Source organism: Actinoplanes sp. NPDC049802 (assembly GCF_040656595.1).
Lineage (GTDB): Bacteria > Actinomycetota > Actinomycetes > Mycobacteriales > Micromonosporaceae > Actinoplanes.
In genome coordinates, this window is record NZ_JBFAMR010000055.1 from 1 (window position 1) to 18,165 (window position 18,165).

General features: G+C 70.0%; 18 protein-coding genes. 10 read left to right on the forward strand and 8 right to left on the reverse strand.

What is annotated here, in order from left to right; all coding sequences use genetic code 11:
* Positions 1-221: 221 nt before the first annotated feature.
* From AB0I88_RS29665 to AB0I88_RS29675, 3 genes are all read left to right on the forward strand, one after another.
* Positions 222-1,499 (forward strand): glycosyl hydrolase family 18 protein, encoded by a 1,278-nt coding sequence (locus tag AB0I88_RS29665; protein ID WP_361031789.1) that lies wholly within the window; start codon positions 222-224, stop codon positions 1,497-1,499.
* Positions 1,500-1,539: 40 nt separating this feature from the next.
* Positions 1,540-2,745, forward strand: a complete 1,206-nt coding sequence (locus AB0I88_RS29670) for a glycosyl hydrolase family 18 protein (protein WP_361031792.1) — start codon at positions 1,540-1,542, stop codon at positions 2,743-2,745.
* A 149-nt stretch (positions 2,746-2,894) separates the two neighbouring features.
* Positions 2,895-3,809: a hypothetical protein gene (locus AB0I88_RS29675; protein ID WP_361031795.1), complete on the forward strand. Its 915-nt coding sequence runs from the start codon at positions 2,895-2,897 to the stop codon at positions 3,807-3,809.
* A gap of 61 nt (positions 3,810-3,870) precedes the next feature.
* Here the strand turns inward: AB0I88_RS29675 and AB0I88_RS29680 are convergent, their stop codons facing one another.
* Both AB0I88_RS29680 and AB0I88_RS29685 read right to left on the reverse strand, forming a co-directional pair.
* Positions 3,871-5,055: a WD40 repeat domain-containing protein gene (locus tag AB0I88_RS29680; protein ID WP_361031797.1), complete on the reverse strand. Its 1,185-nt coding sequence runs from the start codon at positions 5,053-5,055 to the stop codon at positions 3,871-3,873.
* Positions 5,056-5,194: 139 nt separating this feature from the next.
* Positions 5,195-5,506 carry a hypothetical protein gene (locus tag AB0I88_RS29685; protein WP_361031800.1) on the reverse strand — a complete coding sequence of 104 codons (312 nt, stop codon included), beginning with the start codon at positions 5,504-5,506 and terminating at the stop codon, positions 5,195-5,197.
* Between the two features lie 523 nt (positions 5,507-6,029).
* Between AB0I88_RS29685 and AB0I88_RS29690 the strand changes: the two genes are divergently transcribed.
* The 3 genes from AB0I88_RS29690 (at position 6,030) to AB0I88_RS29700 (ending at position 9,368) form a co-directional block, all read left to right on the forward strand.
* A complete protein-coding gene (locus tag AB0I88_RS29690; RefSeq protein WP_361031803.1) occupies positions 6,030-6,233 on the forward strand; it encodes a cold-shock protein in 204 nt (67 codons plus the stop codon).
* A 311-nt stretch (positions 6,234-6,544) separates the two neighbouring features.
* Positions 6,545-7,198 carry a lysophospholipid acyltransferase family protein gene (locus AB0I88_RS29695; RefSeq protein ID WP_361031806.1) on the forward strand — a complete coding sequence of 218 codons (654 nt, stop codon included), beginning with the start codon at positions 6,545-6,547 and terminating at the stop codon, positions 7,196-7,198.
* A gap of 151 nt (positions 7,199-7,349) precedes the next feature.
* A complete protein-coding gene (locus AB0I88_RS29700; RefSeq protein ID WP_361031809.1) occupies positions 7,350-9,368 on the forward strand; it encodes a hypothetical protein in 2,019 nt (672 codons plus the stop codon).
* A 187-nt stretch (positions 9,369-9,555) separates the two neighbouring features.
* Here the strand turns inward: AB0I88_RS29700 and AB0I88_RS29705 are convergent, their stop codons facing one another.
* From AB0I88_RS29705 to AB0I88_RS29715, 3 genes are read right to left on the reverse strand one after another with little or no spacing between them, the layout of a single operon-like run.
* The gene (locus AB0I88_RS29705; RefSeq protein WP_361031811.1) at positions 9,556-10,137 is read right to left on the reverse strand and encodes a helix-turn-helix domain-containing protein; all 582 of its coding nucleotides are present in this window, start codon (positions 10,135-10,137) and stop codon (positions 9,556-9,558) included.
* 18 nt (positions 10,138-10,155) lie between these two features.
* Positions 10,156-10,842 (reverse strand): ABC transporter ATP-binding protein, encoded by a 687-nt coding sequence (locus AB0I88_RS29710; protein WP_361031814.1) that lies wholly within the window; start codon positions 10,840-10,842, stop codon positions 10,156-10,158.
* Positions 10,839-11,939 (reverse strand): ABC transporter permease, encoded by a 1,101-nt coding sequence (locus tag AB0I88_RS29715; protein WP_361031817.1) that lies wholly within the window; start codon positions 11,937-11,939, stop codon positions 10,839-10,841. The genes AB0I88_RS29710 and AB0I88_RS29715 overlap by 4 nt, the downstream gene beginning before the upstream one ends.
* A 174-nt stretch (positions 11,940-12,113) precedes the next feature.
* Here AB0I88_RS29715 and AB0I88_RS29720 point away from each other — a divergent pair, with 174 nt between their 5' ends.
* Both AB0I88_RS29720 and AB0I88_RS29725 read left to right on the forward strand, forming a co-directional pair.
* Positions 12,114-12,740, forward strand: a complete 627-nt coding sequence (locus tag AB0I88_RS29720; RefSeq protein ID WP_361031820.1) for an ATP-dependent Clp protease proteolytic subunit — start codon at positions 12,114-12,116, stop codon at positions 12,738-12,740.
* Positions 12,737-13,351, forward strand: coding sequence for an ATP-dependent Clp protease proteolytic subunit (locus AB0I88_RS29725; RefSeq protein WP_361031823.1), 615 nt, complete (start codon positions 12,737-12,739; stop codon positions 13,349-13,351). The genes AB0I88_RS29720 and AB0I88_RS29725 overlap by 4 nt, the downstream gene beginning before the upstream one ends.
* On the opposite strand, the gene AB0I88_RS29730 is transcribed toward AB0I88_RS29725, so the two are convergent.
* Both AB0I88_RS29730 and AB0I88_RS29735 read right to left on the reverse strand, forming a co-directional pair.
* Positions 13,352-13,705, reverse strand: coding sequence for a helix-turn-helix transcriptional regulator (locus AB0I88_RS29730; protein WP_361031826.1), 354 nt, complete (start codon positions 13,703-13,705; stop codon positions 13,352-13,354). It abuts the gene before it with no gap.
* 111 nt (positions 13,706-13,816) lie between these two features.
* Positions 13,817-14,308, reverse strand: a complete 492-nt coding sequence (locus AB0I88_RS29735; protein ID WP_361031829.1) for a hypothetical protein — start codon at positions 14,306-14,308, stop codon at positions 13,817-13,819.
* Positions 14,309-14,606: 298 nt separating this feature from the next.
* Here AB0I88_RS29735 and AB0I88_RS29740 point away from each other — a divergent pair, with 298 nt between their 5' ends.
* Both AB0I88_RS29740 and AB0I88_RS29745 read left to right on the forward strand, forming a co-directional pair.
* Positions 14,607-15,560, forward strand: coding sequence for a hypothetical protein (locus AB0I88_RS29740; protein WP_361031832.1), 954 nt, complete (start codon positions 14,607-14,609; stop codon positions 15,558-15,560).
* 72 nt (positions 15,561-15,632) lie between these two features.
* The gene (locus AB0I88_RS29745) at positions 15,633-17,117 is read left to right on the forward strand and encodes a gamma-glutamylcyclotransferase family protein (protein WP_361031834.1); all 1,485 of its coding nucleotides are present in this window, start codon (positions 15,633-15,635) and stop codon (positions 17,115-17,117) included.
* Positions 17,118-17,290: 173 nt separating this feature from the next.
* On the opposite strand, the gene AB0I88_RS29750 is transcribed toward AB0I88_RS29745, so the two are convergent.
* Complete coding sequence (locus tag AB0I88_RS29750) at positions 17,291-18,040, reverse strand: SprT-like domain-containing protein (protein ID WP_361031837.1); 750 nt, start codon at positions 18,038-18,040, stop codon at positions 17,291-17,293.
* Positions 18,041-18,165 lie beyond the last annotated feature (125 nt).

Sequence of the window (18,165 nt, forward strand, 5' to 3'; positions counted from 1 at the left end):
CCTGTTCCTGCTCCACAACCCGTGTGGGGTTAACAAGGACAGCTGACACTGACGTACGACGAACGGGGCGGCCTCTGCGGAGGCCGCCCCGTTCGTCGTACGGTCCTCGCCGCCGCCTCGCCGGGATCGAGATTTAAGGATGTTTAAGGCGGCCGCGCTTTACTTCACTGTTAACAGTCCTAAGGATTGGAGGATCCCCGGCAACACTTGGAAGGACGGCGATGAAAGCCTCCAGATCGGTCATCCTCGCGACGGTCACGGCGCTGGTCGCCGGTGGAGCGGCGACCTGGTTCACAGGCAACGCCTCGGCCGCCACGGCCTGTGCGCCCGCGTGGAGTTCGACCGCCGTGTACGTCAAGGGCAACGTGGTCTCCCAGAACAGCCACAACTACACGGCCAAGTGGTGGACCCAGAACGAGTCGCCGGCCGTGCGCAGTGGCCAGTGGGACGTGTGGGCCGACAACGGCGCCTGTGCGGGCGGCACCACGCCCCCCACGACGACACCGCCGACCACCGCGCCCACGACCACACCGCCGACGACGACTCCGCCTACCACCACACCGCCGACGACTCCCCCCACGACGACTCCGCCCACCGGTTCGCTTCCCAAGCACTTCCTCACCGGTTACTGGCAGAACTTCGACAACGGCGCCGCGGCCCTCAAGCTCGCCGACGTGCCCGCCACGTACGACCTGATCGCGGTCGCCTTCGCCGACGCCACCGCCACTCAGGGCGCGGTCACCTTCAACCTCGACCCGGGCCTGGCGACCGCGGTCGGCGGCTACACCGACGCCCAGTTCAAGGCGGACATCGCCACGCTGCACTCACGCGGCAAGAAGGTGATCATCTCGGTCGGCGGTGAGAAGGGCACGGTCGCCGTCAACAGTGCGGCCGCGGCCACCGCGTTCGCCGACTCGGTCCACTCGCTGATCCAGAAGTACGGGTTCGACGGCGTCGACATCGACCTGGAGAACGGGCTCAACCCGACCTACATGGCGAGCGCGCTGCGCAGCCTGCGAGCCAAGGCGGGCGCCAACCTGATCATCACGATGGCGCCGCAGACGATCGACATGCAGAACCCGCAGTCCTCGTACTTCAAGCTGGCACTGGACATCAAGGACATCCTGACCGTCGTCTTCACCCAGTACTACAACTCCGGTTCGATGCTGGGCTGCGACAACAACGCCGCGTACAGCCAGGGCAGCGTCAACTTCCTGACCGCCCTCGCCTGCATCCCGCTGCAGAACGGGCTCCGCCCGGACCAGATCGCCCTCGGCCTGCCGGCCAGCACCCGGGCGGCCGGTGGCGGCTACGTCGCCCCGTCGGTCGTCAACAACGCGCTCGACTGCCTGGCCAAGGCCACCAACTGCGGCACCTTCAAGCCCCCGGCCACCTACCCGGGCATCCGCGGCGCGATGACGTGGTCGATCAACTGGGACGTCACCAACGGCAACGCCTGGGCCAACACGATCGACCCGCACCTCGCCACCCTCCCCTGACCCCTCTCACCCCTCTCACCCCTCTCAGGGAGCATCCCCCGTGAAACTCAGCAGGAAGATCGCCGTCGTCGCGGCGGTCGCGGCGAGCGGCACAGCCGTCGCGGTCCTCCCGATGGCCACCTCGAACGCGGCCGTCGCGTGTGCCCCCGCCTGGAACGCCTCCGCGGTGTACGTGAAGAGCAACGTGGCCTCGCAGAACGGCCACAACTACACCGCCAAGTGGTGGACGCAGAACGAGTCACCGGCCACCAACAGCAGCCAGTGGGCGGTCTGGGCCGACAACGGCGTGTGCGGTGGCACCACCACCCCGACCACGCCGCCGACCACCAACCCGACCACCAACCCGACGACCAGCCCGCCGGCGACCGGCACCAAGATGGCGGCCGCGCCGTACATCTACCCCGGCTGGGGCAACCCGCCGGCGCCGGCCACGGTCGTCAACGCCACCGGCATCAAGGCCTTCACCATGGCGTTCGTGCTGGCCAGCAACGGCTGCAACCCGGCCTGGGACGGTTCCACCGGTCTGACCGGCGGCGTGCACGCCAGTACCATCGCGGCGATCCGGGCGGCCGGCGCCGACGTGGTCCCGTCGATCGGCGGCTGGAGCGGCAACAAGCTCGGCCCGAACTGCTCGACCCCGGAGGCGCTCGCCGCCGCGTACCAGAAGGTGATCGACACCTTCCAGCTCAAGGCGATCGACATCGACATCGAGAACACCGACGAGTTCGAGAACTACGTGGTGGCGGACCGGATCGTCGACGCGCTCAAGATCGTCAAGCAGAAGAACCCGGGCGTGAAGACCATCCTCACCTTCGGCACCACGCCGTCCGGGCCGAACGCGCACGGCGTACGCCTGATTCAGCAGGCCAAGGCGAAGGGCGCGAACATCGACGTCTTCACCCAGATGCCGTTCGACTTCAGCGGCCACGCCGACATGTACGCGGCCACCGTCGGCGCCACCGAGGGCCTGAAGAACGTGCTCAAGTCGACGTTCGGCTACACCGACGCCCAGGCGTACTCGCGGATGGGTATCTCCGGCATGAACGGTCTCTCCGACCAGCAGGAGGTCACCTCGGTGGAGACGTGGACCCGGATCCGGGACTACGCCAAGAGCAAGGGCCTGGCCCGCTTCGCGTTCTGGTCGGTCAACCGGGACCGTGGCTGCGCCGGGGGCGGCGTGGTCAGCGACTGCTCCGGCATCGCCCAGGCGGACTGGGCGTTCACCAAGGTGAGCGCCGGCTTCTGAGGCGACCGCACGGCCGGGGGCCGGCATCCCGCACGGGATGCCGGCCCCGATCGACGTTATCCATCCGTTACCTGGCTCCGAGAACCACCCCGCCCGCGGCGGCATCGCACCAGATGTCAGAACGACCGTGAGGAAAACGGGGGACTCCGATGAACATCTTCAACCGCAAAATGCTGGCCGTCGTCGGCGCGGCGACCATGGCCGTTGCCACCAGCCCTTTCTTCGCCTCCGCGGCGCAGGCCTCGACCGTCGGCACGGCCCGGGTGGTCGGCATCGACAAGACCATCGTCCGGTTCACCGCCGCGGCCGGCCAGGCGAACTCGCTGACCCTCACCATCTCCGGCCGGACCGTCACCCTCGACGACAAGGTCGCCATCAAGGCCGGCAAGGGCTGCAAGGCGGTCAAGGGCGACAAGACCAAGGTCAAGTGCACCACCTCCCGTACGCCCACCGAGCTCAGCATCATGCTCGGCGACAAGAGCGACAAGGTCTACAACCGGACCACCGCACCGATGGCTGCCGACGGCGGCTCCGGCGACGACGTCCTGAGCGGCGGCTCGAATCAGGACCGCCTGAGCGGCGACACCGGCAACGACAAGCTGAGCGGCAACGCCGGCGACGACGCGATCGCCGGTGAGGCGGGCGACGACTACCTGTACGGCGGTTCCGGCAAGGACTGGCTGAGCGGCGGCTTCGGCTACGACATCGTCCTGGCCGGCAGCGGCGACGACACCGTCAACGGCGGCGAGGACGGCGACGACCTGCACGGCGACGGCGGCGACGACACGATCCACGGCGGCAACGGCCACGACGCCATCGCCGGTGGCCCCGGCAGCGACCGGATGTACGGCGACGCCGGCGACGACGGCATCGTGGGCGGCGAACTCGACGGCGACGTCCCGGACAGCGCCGACTACATCTCCGGCGGCGCGGGCGACGACACCCTGATCGGCCAGACCGGCAACGACCGGATGTACGGCGGCCCGGGCGACGACTCCCTCACCGGCGGCGCCGGCAAGGACACGCTCAAGGGCGGCCCCGGCGTCGACCGCATCCGCCAGTGACGAGAACTCCCGGCGTCAGGCGGCCGGTTCCGCAGCCGCCTGACGCCGGACCCTCAACCGCTCAGGGTGCCGTCGGAGAGCCTTTGCCGGTGATGCGCCACAGCCGCACCTTGTCGTCCGCCGCGGCCGTGACCAGGCGCTTGCCGCCCGGGGCGATCCGCAACGCCCAGACCGGCCCGTCATGCCCGGTCAGCGGCGAGCCATGCGGTCCTCCGGTCGCCGTGTCCCACAGCCGTACGCTCCCGTCGTCACTGCCGGTGGCCAGCAGTTTTCCGTTCTGGCCGAACCGCATGGCACGCACCGGCCCGGTGTGCCCGGTCAGTGGCGCGGCGGCCGGCCGGCGAGTCGCCGTGTTCCACAGCCGTACGGTGTTGTTCCCGCCGGACGAGGTCGCCAGCAGCTTCTTGCCGACGCTGAACGTGAGGGCATAGACCGGCCCGGAATCGCTGGTGATCGGCTGGCCCGCGGGTTCGCCGGTGGCCGGGTTCCAGAGCCGCACGACGTTGCCGCCACCGGAGGCGGCCAGGAGCCTTCCGTCCGGGCTGAAGCTCGTCGCGTACACCGGGCCGGGGCTCACGGTCAGCGGCGCACCGATGGGCCGGCCGGTGCGGGCCTCCCACAGCCGTACCGTGTCATCGGCGCCGGCGGTCGCCAGACGCCTGCCGTCCCGGCTGAACACGACGGTCCGTACGCCGCCTTTGTGACCGCTCAGGGTGTGCACCGCCCGGCCGGTCGAGGAATCCCACAGCCGGGCCGTTCCGTCGTCGCCGGCGGTGGCCATCAACCGGCCGGTGGCGCTGAAGACGACCGAGCGCACCGGTCCGGTATGGCCGGTAAGCGGCGATCCGGACGGCTTCCCGGTCACCGGATCCCACAGCGACACCCCGTTGTCACCCGCGACGGCCAGCAGTTCGCCGTCCGAGCTGAACTCGATCGAGTGAACGGTCCCGGTGATGCCGCTGAGCGTCTTCGCGACCGGGCGCCCGGTCGCCGTGCTCCACTGTCGCACCGTCGCGTCGCTCACGGTGGCGAACACTTTTCCGTCCGGCCGCAGGGCGATGCGCCCGTTCACACCGGGCACGACGCTACGCGGGCGGGTGTCGACGGCCGCGCCGGTCCGCGGCTCCTGAGCGAACGCGGGTTGCGGGGAGACCGGCGCGACGGTGACGGCGGTGAGCCCGAGCAGCCCGGTCACTGCCGCGGCGACGGCTCCGGCTTCGCCTCTACGCTTTCCGTGTGTAGCCATATTCGTACGGTAACAATGCTTTTAGGTTGTTTTCGGCTTCTTCGTCACATTCGCCGAGCGGGCCGGGCCGTACACCCTCATTGTCGTCGTCCCGCGGCGGCCGCGGGGCCGCACGGCGCCGCCGACCACCGGAAATCGGCTATGACGCGGACCGTTGCTGGACCTGGGCGAGGGGCGCCAGCTGCACGGTCCAGGTCCGGGCCGTCCCGACGCTCTCCATCGCCCGGCAGAGCAGGGCGCAGCCGATCTGCGCGTTGCCCTCGGCGAAGCCACGGTTGACGAGATTGACCACCCTCGGGTGGTCGCCCGCTTCGAGCGCCTCCTCCAGCCCCGCGGCCAGCACCGCGGAGAGAGCGGCGTGGAAACTGGCTTCCCTCTTCTCCCGGAGAGTCTTGGCGGGCGCGGACAACGCCGACGAGGTCAACGTCGACGGGCTTGACATCAGGTTCACGTGATTCTCCGGGGGATATCGGTGTCACTCGGTCCGGACGGTCGGATCAGCACGCCCCCGCTCGCCGGCACCGCGCGGCAGGCCGGGCGGTGAAGTGACGACGGAGGCCCCGGGCGGACGATTCGTAGAACCTGCTTTCCGAAGAAGGATCTGCCACCAGCCGGCCCTCGAACCCGCGGATCGCTTGCAGGACTGCCGAGACCGGGCGCCACGCCCGACAGGCGCCGGCCCGCCGAAATTGTTGACGAACTGATCCGGTACCCACTCTACGCGCGCTCCACGCGCGGCCGCGCCTCTGCCGGTCCAGAAACCCGGCTCCCACGGTTGGTGGCGATCAACGAATTCTGTGCTACGGTTGCCCGGTTGCAGTTTTGATTTCCGTAGACGTTTTCGGCGCCTGCTGGGTTTCAGATTACCCGGCCAGGCGCTTTTTCGTTTTTCGTGTCTTTCCGACGCGGGTGATCAACGCGGCGGCGTGAGGGTCCGCACGGTGCGGCCCCTAACAGCCTGCGAAGGAGCAGACATGGCTACAGGAACTGTGAAGTGGTTCAACGGCGACAAGGGCTTCGGCTTCATCGCCCAGGACGGCGGCGGCGCCGACGTCTTCGCCCACTTCTCCGCGATCTCGGCGAGCGGTTTCCGCAGCCTGGAGGAGAACCAGCGGGTGGAGTTCGAAATCACGCAGGGCCAGAAGGGCCCGCAGGCGGAGAACATCCGCACCCTCTGATTCACATTCTTCGAACGGCGGCCCGACTGGTTCAGCGGGCCGCCGTTCGGCGTTACGCGTCACTCCCGGACGGCGAACGGCGCGCGAAAATGAAATGCCTCACGTCGGGGAAACCGGTCCGCGGTCCGTATTCGCCATCGCCCACGAAATAGGGTCCGGCGAAAACGTCGCGCGCGGGTCGCCGGTTCCGGCGGCACCCGTTCGGCCCCGAAATACCGCCGTCGCGTTGCCGGGAACCGCTCCGACCTGTTAAACAGAGCCGTTGAATCGCCGTCCACGCACGGCACCGGCCTGGACAGTGAGAGTGATCCATGGAACGCGATCGTTCCGCCCCCGCGGACGGCGACACCGGCCGTATCGCACCGGTCTATCGGGCGGTCATGGCGGCGGCGATGCCGATCGTCCGCTGGTGGGGCCGCCTCGAGGTGGCCGGCTTGCAACACCTCCCGGCGCACGGCGCGACCATCGTCGCGGCCAACCACGACAGCGCCTGGGATCCCGTGGTCATCGCGTTCGCCGCCCGCCGTCGCCGGCAGATCCGCGCCCTGGCCAAAGACTCGCTCTGGAAGAATCCGCTGCTGCGCCGGGTGCTCGACGGGATGGGACAGATTCCGGTCCGGCGCGGCCAGGCCGACACCGGCGCGCTGGACGCGGCGGTGCGGTGCCTCTCCACCGGCGGCTGCCTCGGCATCTTCCCCGAGGGCACCCGCTCACAAGGCCGGCAGCTGCGCGCCCGCAGCGGTGTCGGGCGCCTCGCCCACGCCGTACCCCAGGCCCGCATCGTCTGCGCCGCGGTCTCCGGCACCGTGGACATCGCCCGGTTCCCGCGACGCCCCCGGCTGAAGGTGACGTTCTTCGAGCCGACGCCGCCACCGCCGTCGGAGTCCCCACTGGAGTTGTCCACCAGGCTGACCGCCGAACTCCGCGCCGTCGCCCCGGTGGCAACGTCGGGGCGGCGCGCGTAACCTGCCGGCTCGCCACACCCGCGAACCTCACGGTGCCGCCGCGACGTCGCGACGGTGCCGTCCCGGCTCGCCCGTTCGGTTGATCAACTAACGCATCGATTCACATAGGCTGTCTGAGCCGAAATCCGCTCCGACTCCGTCCGAGGTACCCATGCGTGTCTCCCGGGCCGCTCTCGCGGTCGCCGTTCTCGCCGGCGGCCCAGCGGTCGCGTTCGCCGTGTCGACGGGCTCGGCGACCGCCGCCGACCTGCGGGTACTTCCCGCGTCCGCCGCCCGGCCGCTGCCGGTCACAGCCGTCAGCGACGTTCTCGTCGACCCGGCCCACCGGCACGTCCTGATCAGCGATCACGAGTCCGGCCGTCTGGTGGTGACCAACTACGGGGGGACCGTCCTGGCCCGCCGCGACGGCCTGCCCGGCATCCGCGGGCTCGCCCTCTCCAGCGACTCGTCGACGATCTACGCCGCGCGTACCGACGCGCACGCGATCGTCGCGTTCGACGCCGCGACCGTCACCCAGAAGGCCAGCTATCCGCTCGGCGACACGGTGTACCCGTACGACGTCGCGGTGGCCGGCGGCAAGGTGTGGTTCGGCTACATGGGCGACTGGGCCCCGGGCGGGTTCGACGGAAGCTTCGGCTCGGTCGACGTGAACGCCGCCGAGCCGACGGTTCACCTGCACGACAAGGCCTCCGACGACAGCGCCTTCTACCTGGCTCCGCTCGTCGTGTCGTCGCCGGCCGCGCCGGACCGGCTGGTCGTCTCGGACATCTCGCACAACGGCGAGACGTCCGCGACCGCCGCCGCCTACGACGTGTCCGGCGGCACCGAGAAGCGGATCAGCGCCGGCACGGTCGTCGACAGCTACACCAACGAGACGATCCTGAGCGCCGACGGCAGCCGGCTGATCAGCGCGGCCTTCGGCGTCTGGAGCAACCCTCTGGACGACCTCGGCGCCCGGAACCGGCTGACCCAGGACAACGCGCCGGCGGACACCCTGGCCCTCCTCGCGGACGGCCGCCTCGCCGTCGGCCTGCCGAACGCCAGTACGACGTCACCGGACGTCGCCGTCTACCCCACCGGCTCGACACAGCCGGAAGCGGGATTCAAGTTCTCCAAGGTGGAAACCTACTCGGTGCCGCTGCCGCACCGGGTCCTCACCGAGCCCGAGGGCCGCCTGTTCGCCGTCTCGCGCGGCACCCTCTACCACTTCTGGCAGCTCAGCGGGCCGGAGTTCCCGGCACCCACGATCACCGTCGACGCTCCGGCCACCGCCGTCCGCGGGCAGGTCCTCACCGTGACCGGCACCATCGGCGGGGCGGCCGGACTGCCGGACGGCACCGAGTTGAACGTCACGCGTACCGATGTGGAATCGTCCAACGGCAAGGTTCTCACCAAGGCGAGGGTCGAGGCGGGGACGTTCCGTTTCAACGACGTGCCGCCGGCGGGCGGCCCGGTCGAATACACGGTCTCGTACTCGGGCGGCGAACTGGCCGACGCCGCCACCGGCAGCGACACCGTCCAGATCCCGCGGGCCACCCCCGCGCTCGCGCTGACGGGGAACAAGTCGGTCCACATCACCGGCGACACGGTGACGGTCACCGCGACGCTGGGCGCCACCCACACCAACCGGACCGTCGAGTTCTGGACGCAGCGGGCCGGTGACGAGGCGGGCGCCCAGCCGGTCTCGACGGCGAAGGTGAACAGCGCCGGCAAGGCATCGCTGAAGCTGCGGCTGAGCCGCAACACCACGGTGACGGTCCGGTTCGCCGGCGACGGCCGGTTCGCGCCGCGGTCGGTGGCCTCGCTCGTCTACGCCAAAGTAAAGATCAACACCGCTCTCTACAACGACTACAAGACCGCGAAAATCGGATCCCGAACGTACGAGTACCTGCGCACCACCGCGGACCCGAAGTTCGTCCACATCGTGACGCCGTACCCGAACCGCACCGCCCGTACCGTCGTGCAGTACTACTCGGGCGGCACCTGGAAGACCTGGCGCACGGTGACCACCAAGCTCACGTCGACGGGCAAGGCCACGCTCACGATCGCCGGGAACTACAAGGCCGGCGTCAAGTGGCGGGCCCGCGCCGAGTACCTCTACGGCACCTCCGGCGACAAGGTCCACCACACGACGGCCGGCGCCTGGAAGTACTACACCTTCACCAAGTGACCCCTGAACCTCCACAGCAGAACGGGGCCGACCGCGACCAGCGGCTACGGCCCCGTTCCGCGTCACGGCGATCCCGGGTCACCGGCGCACCGATCCGTTCCGCGGCGGGACGGTCGATCCGGGCGGCGGCGCCACCGAGCAGTCCGCTCGTACCCGATCATGATCTGCTCCGGGAATGGACGCGGGGTCACCGCGCGGCGTGCAGGAAGGGCCCCAGCAGTTCACCGGCGCGGGCGCGAACACCAACAGGATCGTTACCCGCCTCGATGAGGCTGGACGCGCTGTAGACGATCGCGTTGATCATCTCCGCGGTGGTCGCCGGGTCGGGCAGGTCCATCGCCCGCAGCGCGTCGAGCAGCGGATGAGACAGCTGCTCGTGCATGACCCGGCTGCTGTCGTCCAACTGTTGACCGGGTGCGATCGTGGCGAGGGCCCGTGCCACCGCGTGCTCGCCCTCGGCGACCAGTTCGAGGTTGGTGTCGACGTAGGCCAGCACCTGTGCGCCCGGCGCACCCGCCGCGGCCATCGCGTCGGTCACCCGGCTCGACCAGCGGGGGAAGACGTCCTGGATCAGGGCGTCGAGCAGGTCCTGGCGGGAGCGGAAATACTCGTACGCCGAGGAGCGGGCCAGACCGGCGCGGCCGGCGACGGCCGCGAGCGACGGAGCAGCGCCCGGCTCCTCGGCCAGGATGGCACGGGCCGCGTCGAGCAGCGCGCGGTGCTTGGCGGCGCGGTGCTCGGCGACGGTGGGCGCCGAGATGCGCGGCACCGTGCCTCCTTCAGTCGCCTAACCGGAAAGCTTCCCGTCGACCATTTCTACCACCCGGTCACAGTGCTGGAGCACGTCGGTGTCGTGCGTGACCATGACGGTCGCCACCCCGGCGCGTACGGTCTCCCGGGCCAGCAGCTCGACCACCTCGTGGCTGCGTGCCCGGTCGAGCGCGGCCGTCGGTTCGTCGGCGAGCAGCAGAGACGGGCCTCCGATCAATGCCCTGGCGATACCGATGCGCTGTCGTTCACCGCCGGAGAGCTGGTGCGGGCGCCGGTGCGCCTTGCCGGTCATCCCGACTTCGGTCAGCCACTGCTCGGCCTCGTGTGCACCGGCTCGCCGCCGGTTGAGGTGGTGGATGAGGCGCAGCTGGTCGATCGCGGTCAGCGCCGGGATGAGGTTGCCGCTCTGAAAGACGAAGCCGATGTGCTCGCGCCGGTAGGCGGTGCGCGCCGCGGCCTTCATGGTGGCCAGATCGTTGCCGTCGACGGTGACGCTGCCCTCGTCGGGCAGGGTCAGCCCGCCGGCCACGGCGAGCAGGCTGGACTTGCCGGCACCGGACGGTCCGACCACCGCCACCAGCTCGCCGGGCGCGACGGCCAGGCTCACCGCGTCCAGCGCCGTGATGGTGTCGTCGCCGTCGCCCAGGCGCAGGGTCACGCCGGCCAGGCGCAGTCCGGTACGGGTCGTGGTGTCGGTCTTCATCGCTGGGCTCCCAGGGCGGCCAACGGGTTCACCGTGGCGATACGGACGATGGCGGTGGCGGCTCCGAGCAGGCCGAGCGTGATCAGCAGCCCGGCCGCGGACAGGACGGCGGGCAGCTCCAGGGTGAACGGCACGTCCCCGCCGGCCACGAGCGCGCCCACGCCCAGTCCGGCCAGCACCCCGGCGGCGCAGGACGCCAGCAGGATGAGCAGCGCCTGGGCGAGGCCGTCGCGCAGCAGGTACGCCCGGGACGCGCCGATCGCCCGCAGGACCGCCAGCTCGTGCCGGCGATGGATGGTCCACACCGTGAAGAACGCGCCCACGACCAGGGCGGAGATGGCGTACAGGAAGACCTGGATGAGCGTGAGGGTCGAGGTCTCGGCGGTGTAGCCGGGCGACGTGGCGTACGCGCCGGCGAGCGTGAGGCTCGTGGTACGGGCGGCGGCGTCCCCGGCCGCGAGGTCGAGCTCGGCGCCGTCACGTGCCTTGATCGCCACCGCGGTCGCCTCGCCCTCGCCGCCGGTGTGGATCCGGCGCCAGGTGTCGAGCGGCAGGTAGGCGACGTCGACGTGCCCGAACGTACGCTGATCGGCGACCGCCCCGATCACCGTGAGTTCAACGCCGAGCCGGTCGATGGTGATCGTGTCACCGAGGCGCAGGCCGGCGTCGAGCAGTGTGCTGGAGACGACGAGTCCGTCGGCGCTGCCCAGCCGCGTACCGCTGACGGGAGCCGGGTCCAGGAACGAGCCCGGCTGGACGCCGAACAGCGCCAGGTCGATCGGCGTCCCGGCGCCGCTGTGCGCGTTCACCAGCGTGTTGCCGAACGGCTCGGCCGCCTCCACCCCGGGCTGCCCACGCCAGGCCTCCACCTGCCTCGCATCGATGACGCTGCGCGAGAACGCACCGTCCACAGCGGTCCCCTCGGCGAACCCGAACGCGGTGACCGGCATCCGCCGCAGCCCGGACACGCCATCGTTGACCAACCCGGAGGACAGACCGGACAGCAGCACCATGAGCACGGCGATCAGTGCCACCACCGCACCCATCAACGCGAATCTGGAACGCGCGAACCGCAGCTCACGCAACGCCAGGAACATGACCCCTCCAACAAACTTACCGACATGGTGTCGGCAACTATACCGACACCATGTCGGCAAAGGTCCACCGCAAGCTGGCTGAAGAATCTCTGCTGACCGCAGATCGGCTTGGCCGGCGGGCGCCGCCGCCTCGAAGGTGGAGACGGCACGCAGGCCGAGCCGGAGGAGAAGACCATGCATCCATTCACTGCCGCGACACCCGGCGGAACCGGATCCGTCGACGACCAACTGTCCGTCCAGCTCCTGCACCAGCGCATCATCGTGCTCGGGGCCGAGGTCGACGACCCGATCGCCAACCGGATCTGCGGGCAGCTCCTGCTGTTGTCGGCGGAGGACCCGCTGAGCACCATCAACCTGTACATCAACTCGCCGGGCGGGTCGGTCACCGCCGGGCTGGCGATCTACGACACCATGCGGCTGATCCCCAACGACGTCAGCACGCTGGCCCTCGGGCTCGCCGGCAGCATGGGACAGTTCCTGCTCACCGCCGGAACCCCCGGCAAGCGGTACGCGCTGCCGCACGCCCAGATCCTGATGCACCAGGGCTCGGCCGGTTTCGGCGGCACCGCGGCGGACGTGGAGATCTACGCCAACCAACTGGAGCGGCTCGGCCGGACACTGCTGAGCCTGACCGCCGAACACACCGGGCAGCCGATCGACACGGTCGAACGCGACAGCCGGCGTGACCGCTGGTTCACCGCCGAGGAGGCACTCGAGTACGGCCTCATCGACCGCGTCCTCGACAGCGTCGACCACGTACGCCCCGAAATGACCCGCCAGCCGATGGGACTGAGCGCATGAGCCACTACACCATCCCGACCGTCGTGGAGAAGACGCCGACCGGCGAACGCGCCTTCGACATCTACTCCCGGCTGCTGTCGGACCGGATCATCTTCCTCGGCACCGAGATCGACGACGGGGTCGCCAACGTGGTGATCGCCCAGTTGATCCACCTGGAATCCAGCGGCGAACAGGAGATCGGGCTGTACATCAACTCCCCGGGCGGATCCTTCAGCGCGCTGACGGCCATCTACGACACCATGCGCTTCGTCCGGTGCGACATCGCCACCATCTGCTTCGGCCAGGCCGCGTCAGCGTCCGCGGCGCTGCTGGCGGCCGGCACCCCGGGCAAACGATCAGTGCTGCGGCACGCGAAGGTCACCCTGCATCAGCCGTCCGGCCAGGCCCGCGGCACACTGCCGGACCTGGCCGTGGAGGCCAAGGAGGTGGCCAAGGTCCGGGCCGAGATGGATCAGATCCTGGCCGAGCACACCGGTCATTCGATCGCCAAGATCAGGGAGGACACCGACCGCCGGATGACCCTGACCGCCCCCGACGCCGTCACCTACGGCCTCGCCGATCGGGTCATCACCCGGCGCGAACCGCGCGGTTACCGGCTCAACGCGGCCTGATCAGGCGGCCAGCAGAACGACATCGCCGGGTCGGGAGCCGCGCGGCGCGTGTGCCGCGCGGCGCAGCCGGGCCGTCTCCAGCCGGAGGACCGGGGCATGGTGCACCGTGAGGTCGCGCCCCACCTCGGCCAGCAGGTCGGCCAGCCCGATGCCCAGCGAGTCGCAGACGGCGGCCACGATCTCCGAGCTCGCCTCCTTGCGGCCGCGCTCCACCTCCGACAGGTACTGCACCGAGACGCACGCGTCCCGGGCCACCTCGGCAAGGGTCCGCTCCTGCTCCAGCCGGCGGCGCCGCAGCACCTCGCCGAGCAGGGTGCGCAACAGAGGCCGCGATCGGTACGTCACGTCTGTCATGCGCCGACGGTAGTGAACCGGCGCCGTCGACGACACCCGATCGCGCCCCGTTCTGCCAGCAGCGTAGGAGCCCCGGGTGTCCGGAGTGGCCGCGGTCCGCCGGGCGCTGCGTCACTGGTCCCACTGGGTGCGGCGGCGCTCGGACGAACTCGTGGCCACGACCAGGGACCAGCCGGTGGCGTGGAGTTCGTCCAGCACCCCGTCGGTGAGGCCGCCGACGTCCGTGATGAGACATCCCACCGAGTCGAGGCCACGGGCCGGTTTGCCGAGGCGCTGCAGTACCTTCCGCGACGGCTCGAGATCATGATCGGCCCAGTCCGGGCCGATCAGTTCGGCGGCGAGATCGCGGGCGCCGTCGAGGTCGGCGGTGAGGGCCAGACCGGCCGCGAGTTCGGCGGCGAGACCGTATTGCGACCGGATCCGCAGCGTCGTGTCCGCCGGCCGCGGCAGATCTTCGACGGCCCGCCGTGGAGATCCGAGACGCTGGAACACCCAGACGCCGGAGCCGCCGACGTAAAGGTGCCCGACGACGTCCGCGAAACGCACGCTTCCGGAGTTGCGGTGGGCGGGCCCGAAGATTACCGCCATAGCGAGGTCAGACATAGCTTTGCCTTTCGGTCGAAACAAGGGGTCAGGGCTCCGAGAACACGGAGGAATCACTACTTCGTTCCGGCCCAGCCGGTCGGCTGCGCGCTGGAAGTAGTAGATCCGGCGACCTGGAAAATTTCGCGCCGCGGCCGCCTTTGGGGTGCTCGCCTCGCCCGTTGATGGCTGCCACACAACGGTGACGTCCGTCCCAACTCCTTCAGCGGTCGAATCGTGTAGGCGATGGAAGAAGCCATGCGGGCGCGCCGGCTCTCGCTTCGACATGACGCGTTCTTCGACCTCAGGAGTTCCAGCCGTGCCAGCCAGCGACGCCGTCTCCCCCGCCGAGAGGAAGAGCAAGAGGACGTTGAAGGAGGGCCGGGCGCCGTCCGCACCGATCAAACGGGTGATCGCGTTGTTGAGGATTCTGACCGGTGACGCCCACTCACACCGATATGAGACCTTCACCGACAACTTGCTGATGGAGAAGGTCGACGGCTACGGAAAGCTTGAAGGCAAGTACGCCGTGAACGTGATTCGCATGCTGAACCACGACAAGGCCGCCCTCCAGGCCCGCGGACTGATCGAACGGGTGCCGCTCCGAACGCAGCCACCCACGTGGGGAACCCGCCGGGCCGAATACCCGCAGAAGGACGAGAAGTTCTGGATGGACTGGGAGGAACTCGACACACTCCGCCGGGTCCGGCAGGCCCGCATCGCCCGCAGAAGGTCAGCGGGCAGCCCCACCGGCGGCTTCCCGGTGGGCCCCACATCCCCGCCCACGGACCGGGTGGAACGCGGCAACACGACCGTCGACGACGCCCTGCGCTTGTTGCGGCTGCTGGAGGAGAACGACGGCTCGTTGACCGTCGAGGAAATCATCGACTACTTCGGCATCGGCGAACGGCGAGCCCGGAACTGGCTCATCCAGGTATACGACGGACTCAACACCGGGAACACCGGTCACGTCACCCTGGAGACGACCGACGACGACCGCAGCCTGCTCGTGCTCGAACAGAACGCGAGACACGGCTCCCCCTTCGCGCAGACCGGAACGGCTCTGCTCGGGCTGTTCGGATACAGCCGGGCGGAGGTGGCCGAACGGCTGGAACTGATAGCCGAGCACCGCCGGCTCGAAACCGTCGACCCGTCGACGGAGATCCGGCTGAGCCGCATCGAACGCAAACTACGGGCCTGGGGCCGCCACCTGGCCGCCATCGATGACGGCATGCCCACCGAGACGTACGACGAAGAGCCGCCGGTGTCCTGATCATTTTATTCCGGGGTGGCGGGTCTACTACCTGTCACGTGGCCGCCGGGCCACAACGAACGGAGTAGACCCATGGCCGACACCCCCGCCTCTCACCAGGACTTCACGGACGCGGACGACGCCGGGGCCGTGCAGCGGCAGGTGGCCCGCATGGTTGCCGACGCGATGCGCGACGCCGGCCTCACCGTCGAGATCGGCGACTACGGCGGTTTCGCCTCGGCCGAGGTGCTCGGGGGTGACGGCCGCCGGGTGATCGCGGTTCCGCTCTACGACTGGGACCCCGAGGATGACGATGCCCGCGACGGCTGCTGGGAGTACGCCGTCCGCGACTGCGACGGCGAACTGCTTCCGCTGCCCGACGACGACGAATGGTGGGGCTGCCCGGACATCTGGCATGTCGCTCACGTGGGGCTACGCCTCGGCGAGGGGATCGATGGTCTCACCGAGGCGATGAGCATCGCCGGGGAACTCCTCGGCTGGAAGCCCGCCGTCGCGGCGGCGGGAACCGGCCGGGTGTTTCCCGGGCAGTCCGCCACGGACTACGCCGTCGACCCGTACCCCGGCACCCGCCCGGTGGGCTCCTGGGTGATCGACCAAGACGAACGGTGCTGGCCGGTCGTGCCCGACGAAGCCATGCCCAGCGGCTGGGCCGTCGTCGCCGCGCCGAACAGCCGGGTGTGCCTGGACACCTGGCTGACCGGGCAGGGCGCCGCCCCGCTCGCCGGCCGGGTACCGGTGCTCAGTTACGGATCCAACGCCTGCCCGGGCAAGGTTCTGGCGAACATGACCCCCCTGCCGGCGGTCAACCTCGCCTGCGAGATGGAGGGCCTGGCATCCGTCCGGTGCACCGGTGGTGCCCCGGTCACGCTGGCCTCCGTACCGAAGCACACCGAGACCGCGGTCGTCACCATGGCCACCCCCGCCGATCTGAGGGTCCTCGACGTCGTCGAAGGCCGGCGCGGCGGCTGGTACACGTTGCAGACGCTGCACACCGGCCGGGTGGTGCTGGAGAACGGCGCCCGGGTGCCGCGCCCCGCCGCCTACGTCGGCGCCCGCCCGGAACGTCACCCGCTGCTCGTCGACGGCCGCCCGGTGCCGCGGACCCTCGCCGCGGTCCCGTCCGGGGAAGGTCACACCGGTGACGCAACGGTTCCGGAGCCGATCGGCGACACCGTGCCCGTACCGGAGTATCCGAGCCCGGGCGAATGCATCCCGGCCGTGTTCGTCTACGGCACCCTCATGCCCGGCCGGACCCGCTGGCACCTGATCGCCGACCAGGTCACCTCCGAACCGTGGCCGGCCCGGATCTTCGGCGACCTGCGCGACACCGGCTACGGCTACCCCGCACTGACCGCCGCCGCCGACCGCAAGGCGCCCGGCGTGCTCTGCTCGTTCCCGCCCGAGACGATGACCGGGATCCTCACCGTCCTCGACCAGGTCGAAGGCACCGCCGGCGGCCTGTTCAGCCGTCACCCGCGCAACATCGGCGGCGTACTCGGCTGGGTGTATCTCGCCGACAAGTGCGCGGGCACCGGTACCGCCATCGACGCCTGGTGACCGCCGCGGGCCGGCGCCGCGACGCGGAACCACCGGCCCGCGGCGGACTCCGCCGAAGAACGCCCGACCCGACCACACCACGTGCCCGGCTCCCGTGCTCGACACCGCTCTCGCGGCTCGAACACGAGGGCCGGGCACTCGCAGCAGCAGGCTTCACTCGGCCGGAGCCGGGGTTACCGGGATCCGTTTCCGTCCCGGGGAGACGTCGGCGCCGTGGTGACCGGTTCCACCATGGCGAACGGGACGCCCAGGACCCCCACGTCCGTCTGCACGTGAAACCGGGTCCGTCCCCGTTTCACGAGAGTCCCGGTGAGGCCGCCGTACCTGCCTCCGCCTTTCACCAGTACCCGGTCGCCGGCCCGCAACCGTGACGTGGCATCGGCTGCGCTCGCCGGCACCGGTTCGGCGGCGGGCTTTGTCGTGCGGTTCCGGATCCGCGCCAACTCGGCCACATAGTTCGGGTGCATCGGCGCCGGGTTTCCCCGGTACGTCCACTCGTACAGTGCGGAGGCGTCGAATGCCGGAGAGCAGTCGGGACACGAGCGGACACGCACGGGCCTGCGGTGAGCCGTCACCCGGTGCCCGGCCGAGCAGACACCCACCCAGTTCCCCTCGACCCGGGGTACGTCCTCGGCTACGCAGCGGGCACCGGAACAGCCGATCCGCAGCGCCTCCGCACGCCACACCGCATCGTGGCCGTGACCGGGCCCGACCAGGGCATGTGCGATCTCGTGCAGCACCGTCTCGGTCACCTGCTCGGGCGAGTACAGGCCGACCAGCACGCGGGACAGGCCGATCACCTTGCGGTCCGGACGGCACACTCCGGCACGGGTCCTGGCGTCGTCGTACACCAGCCTCCAGTCGGTGAGCCCGTGCCGGGTCATCAGGCCTACCGCGAGTTCCCGTGCTTCCTTCAGATCCACCCCTGCTACTCCCTCTACGCCGCTCGCCCGACCCGCCGGGCGATCAGTAGTACACATCCATGTTCGGAAAAATCCGGTCGCCTGCCCACTGCGCCGTCCACGCTTCACGGCGTACGGGAATGGAA

Bases quoted from the DNA above. Each gene is read 5' to 3' on its own strand.
- AB0I88_RS29665 (WP_361031789.1), top strand. From the start codon at position 222: ATGAAAGCCTCCAGATCGGTCATCCTCGCGACGGTCACGGCGCTGGTC.
- AB0I88_RS29675 (WP_361031795.1), top strand. From the start codon at position 2,895: ATGAACATCTTCAACCGCAAAATGCTGGCCGTCGTCGGCGCGGCGACC.
- AB0I88_RS29680 (WP_361031797.1), bottom strand. From the start codon at position 5,055: ATGGCTACACACGGAAAGCGTAGAGGCGAAGCCGGAGCCGTCGCCGCG.
- AB0I88_RS29690 (WP_361031803.1), top strand. From the start codon at position 6,030: ATGGCTACAGGAACTGTGAAGTGGTTCAACGGCGACAAGGGCTTCGGC.
- AB0I88_RS29695 (WP_361031806.1), top strand. From the start codon at position 6,545: ATGGAACGCGATCGTTCCGCCCCCGCGGACGGCGACACCGGCCGTATC.
- AB0I88_RS29700 (WP_361031809.1), top strand. From the start codon at position 7,350: ATGCGTGTCTCCCGGGCCGCTCTCGCGGTCGCCGTTCTCGCCGGCGGC.
- AB0I88_RS29710 (WP_361031814.1), bottom strand. From the start codon at position 10,842: ATGAAGACCGACACCACGACCCGTACCGGACTGCGCCTGGCCGGCGTG.
- AB0I88_RS29715 (WP_361031817.1), bottom strand. From the start codon at position 11,939: ATGTTCCTGGCGTTGCGTGAGCTGCGGTTCGCGCGTTCCAGATTCGCG.
- AB0I88_RS29720 (WP_361031820.1), top strand. From the start codon at position 12,114: ATGCATCCATTCACTGCCGCGACACCCGGCGGAACCGGATCCGTCGAC.
- AB0I88_RS29725 (WP_361031823.1), top strand. From the start codon at position 12,737: ATGAGCCACTACACCATCCCGACCGTCGTGGAGAAGACGCCGACCGGC.
- AB0I88_RS29730 (WP_361031826.1), bottom strand. From the start codon at position 13,705: ATGACAGACGTGACGTACCGATCGCGGCCTCTGTTGCGCACCCTGCTC.
- AB0I88_RS29735 (WP_361031829.1), bottom strand. From the start codon at position 14,308: ATGTCTGACCTCGCTATGGCGGTAATCTTCGGGCCCGCCCACCGCAAC.
- AB0I88_RS29745 (WP_361031834.1), top strand. From the start codon at position 15,633: ATGGCCGACACCCCCGCCTCTCACCAGGACTTCACGGACGCGGACGAC.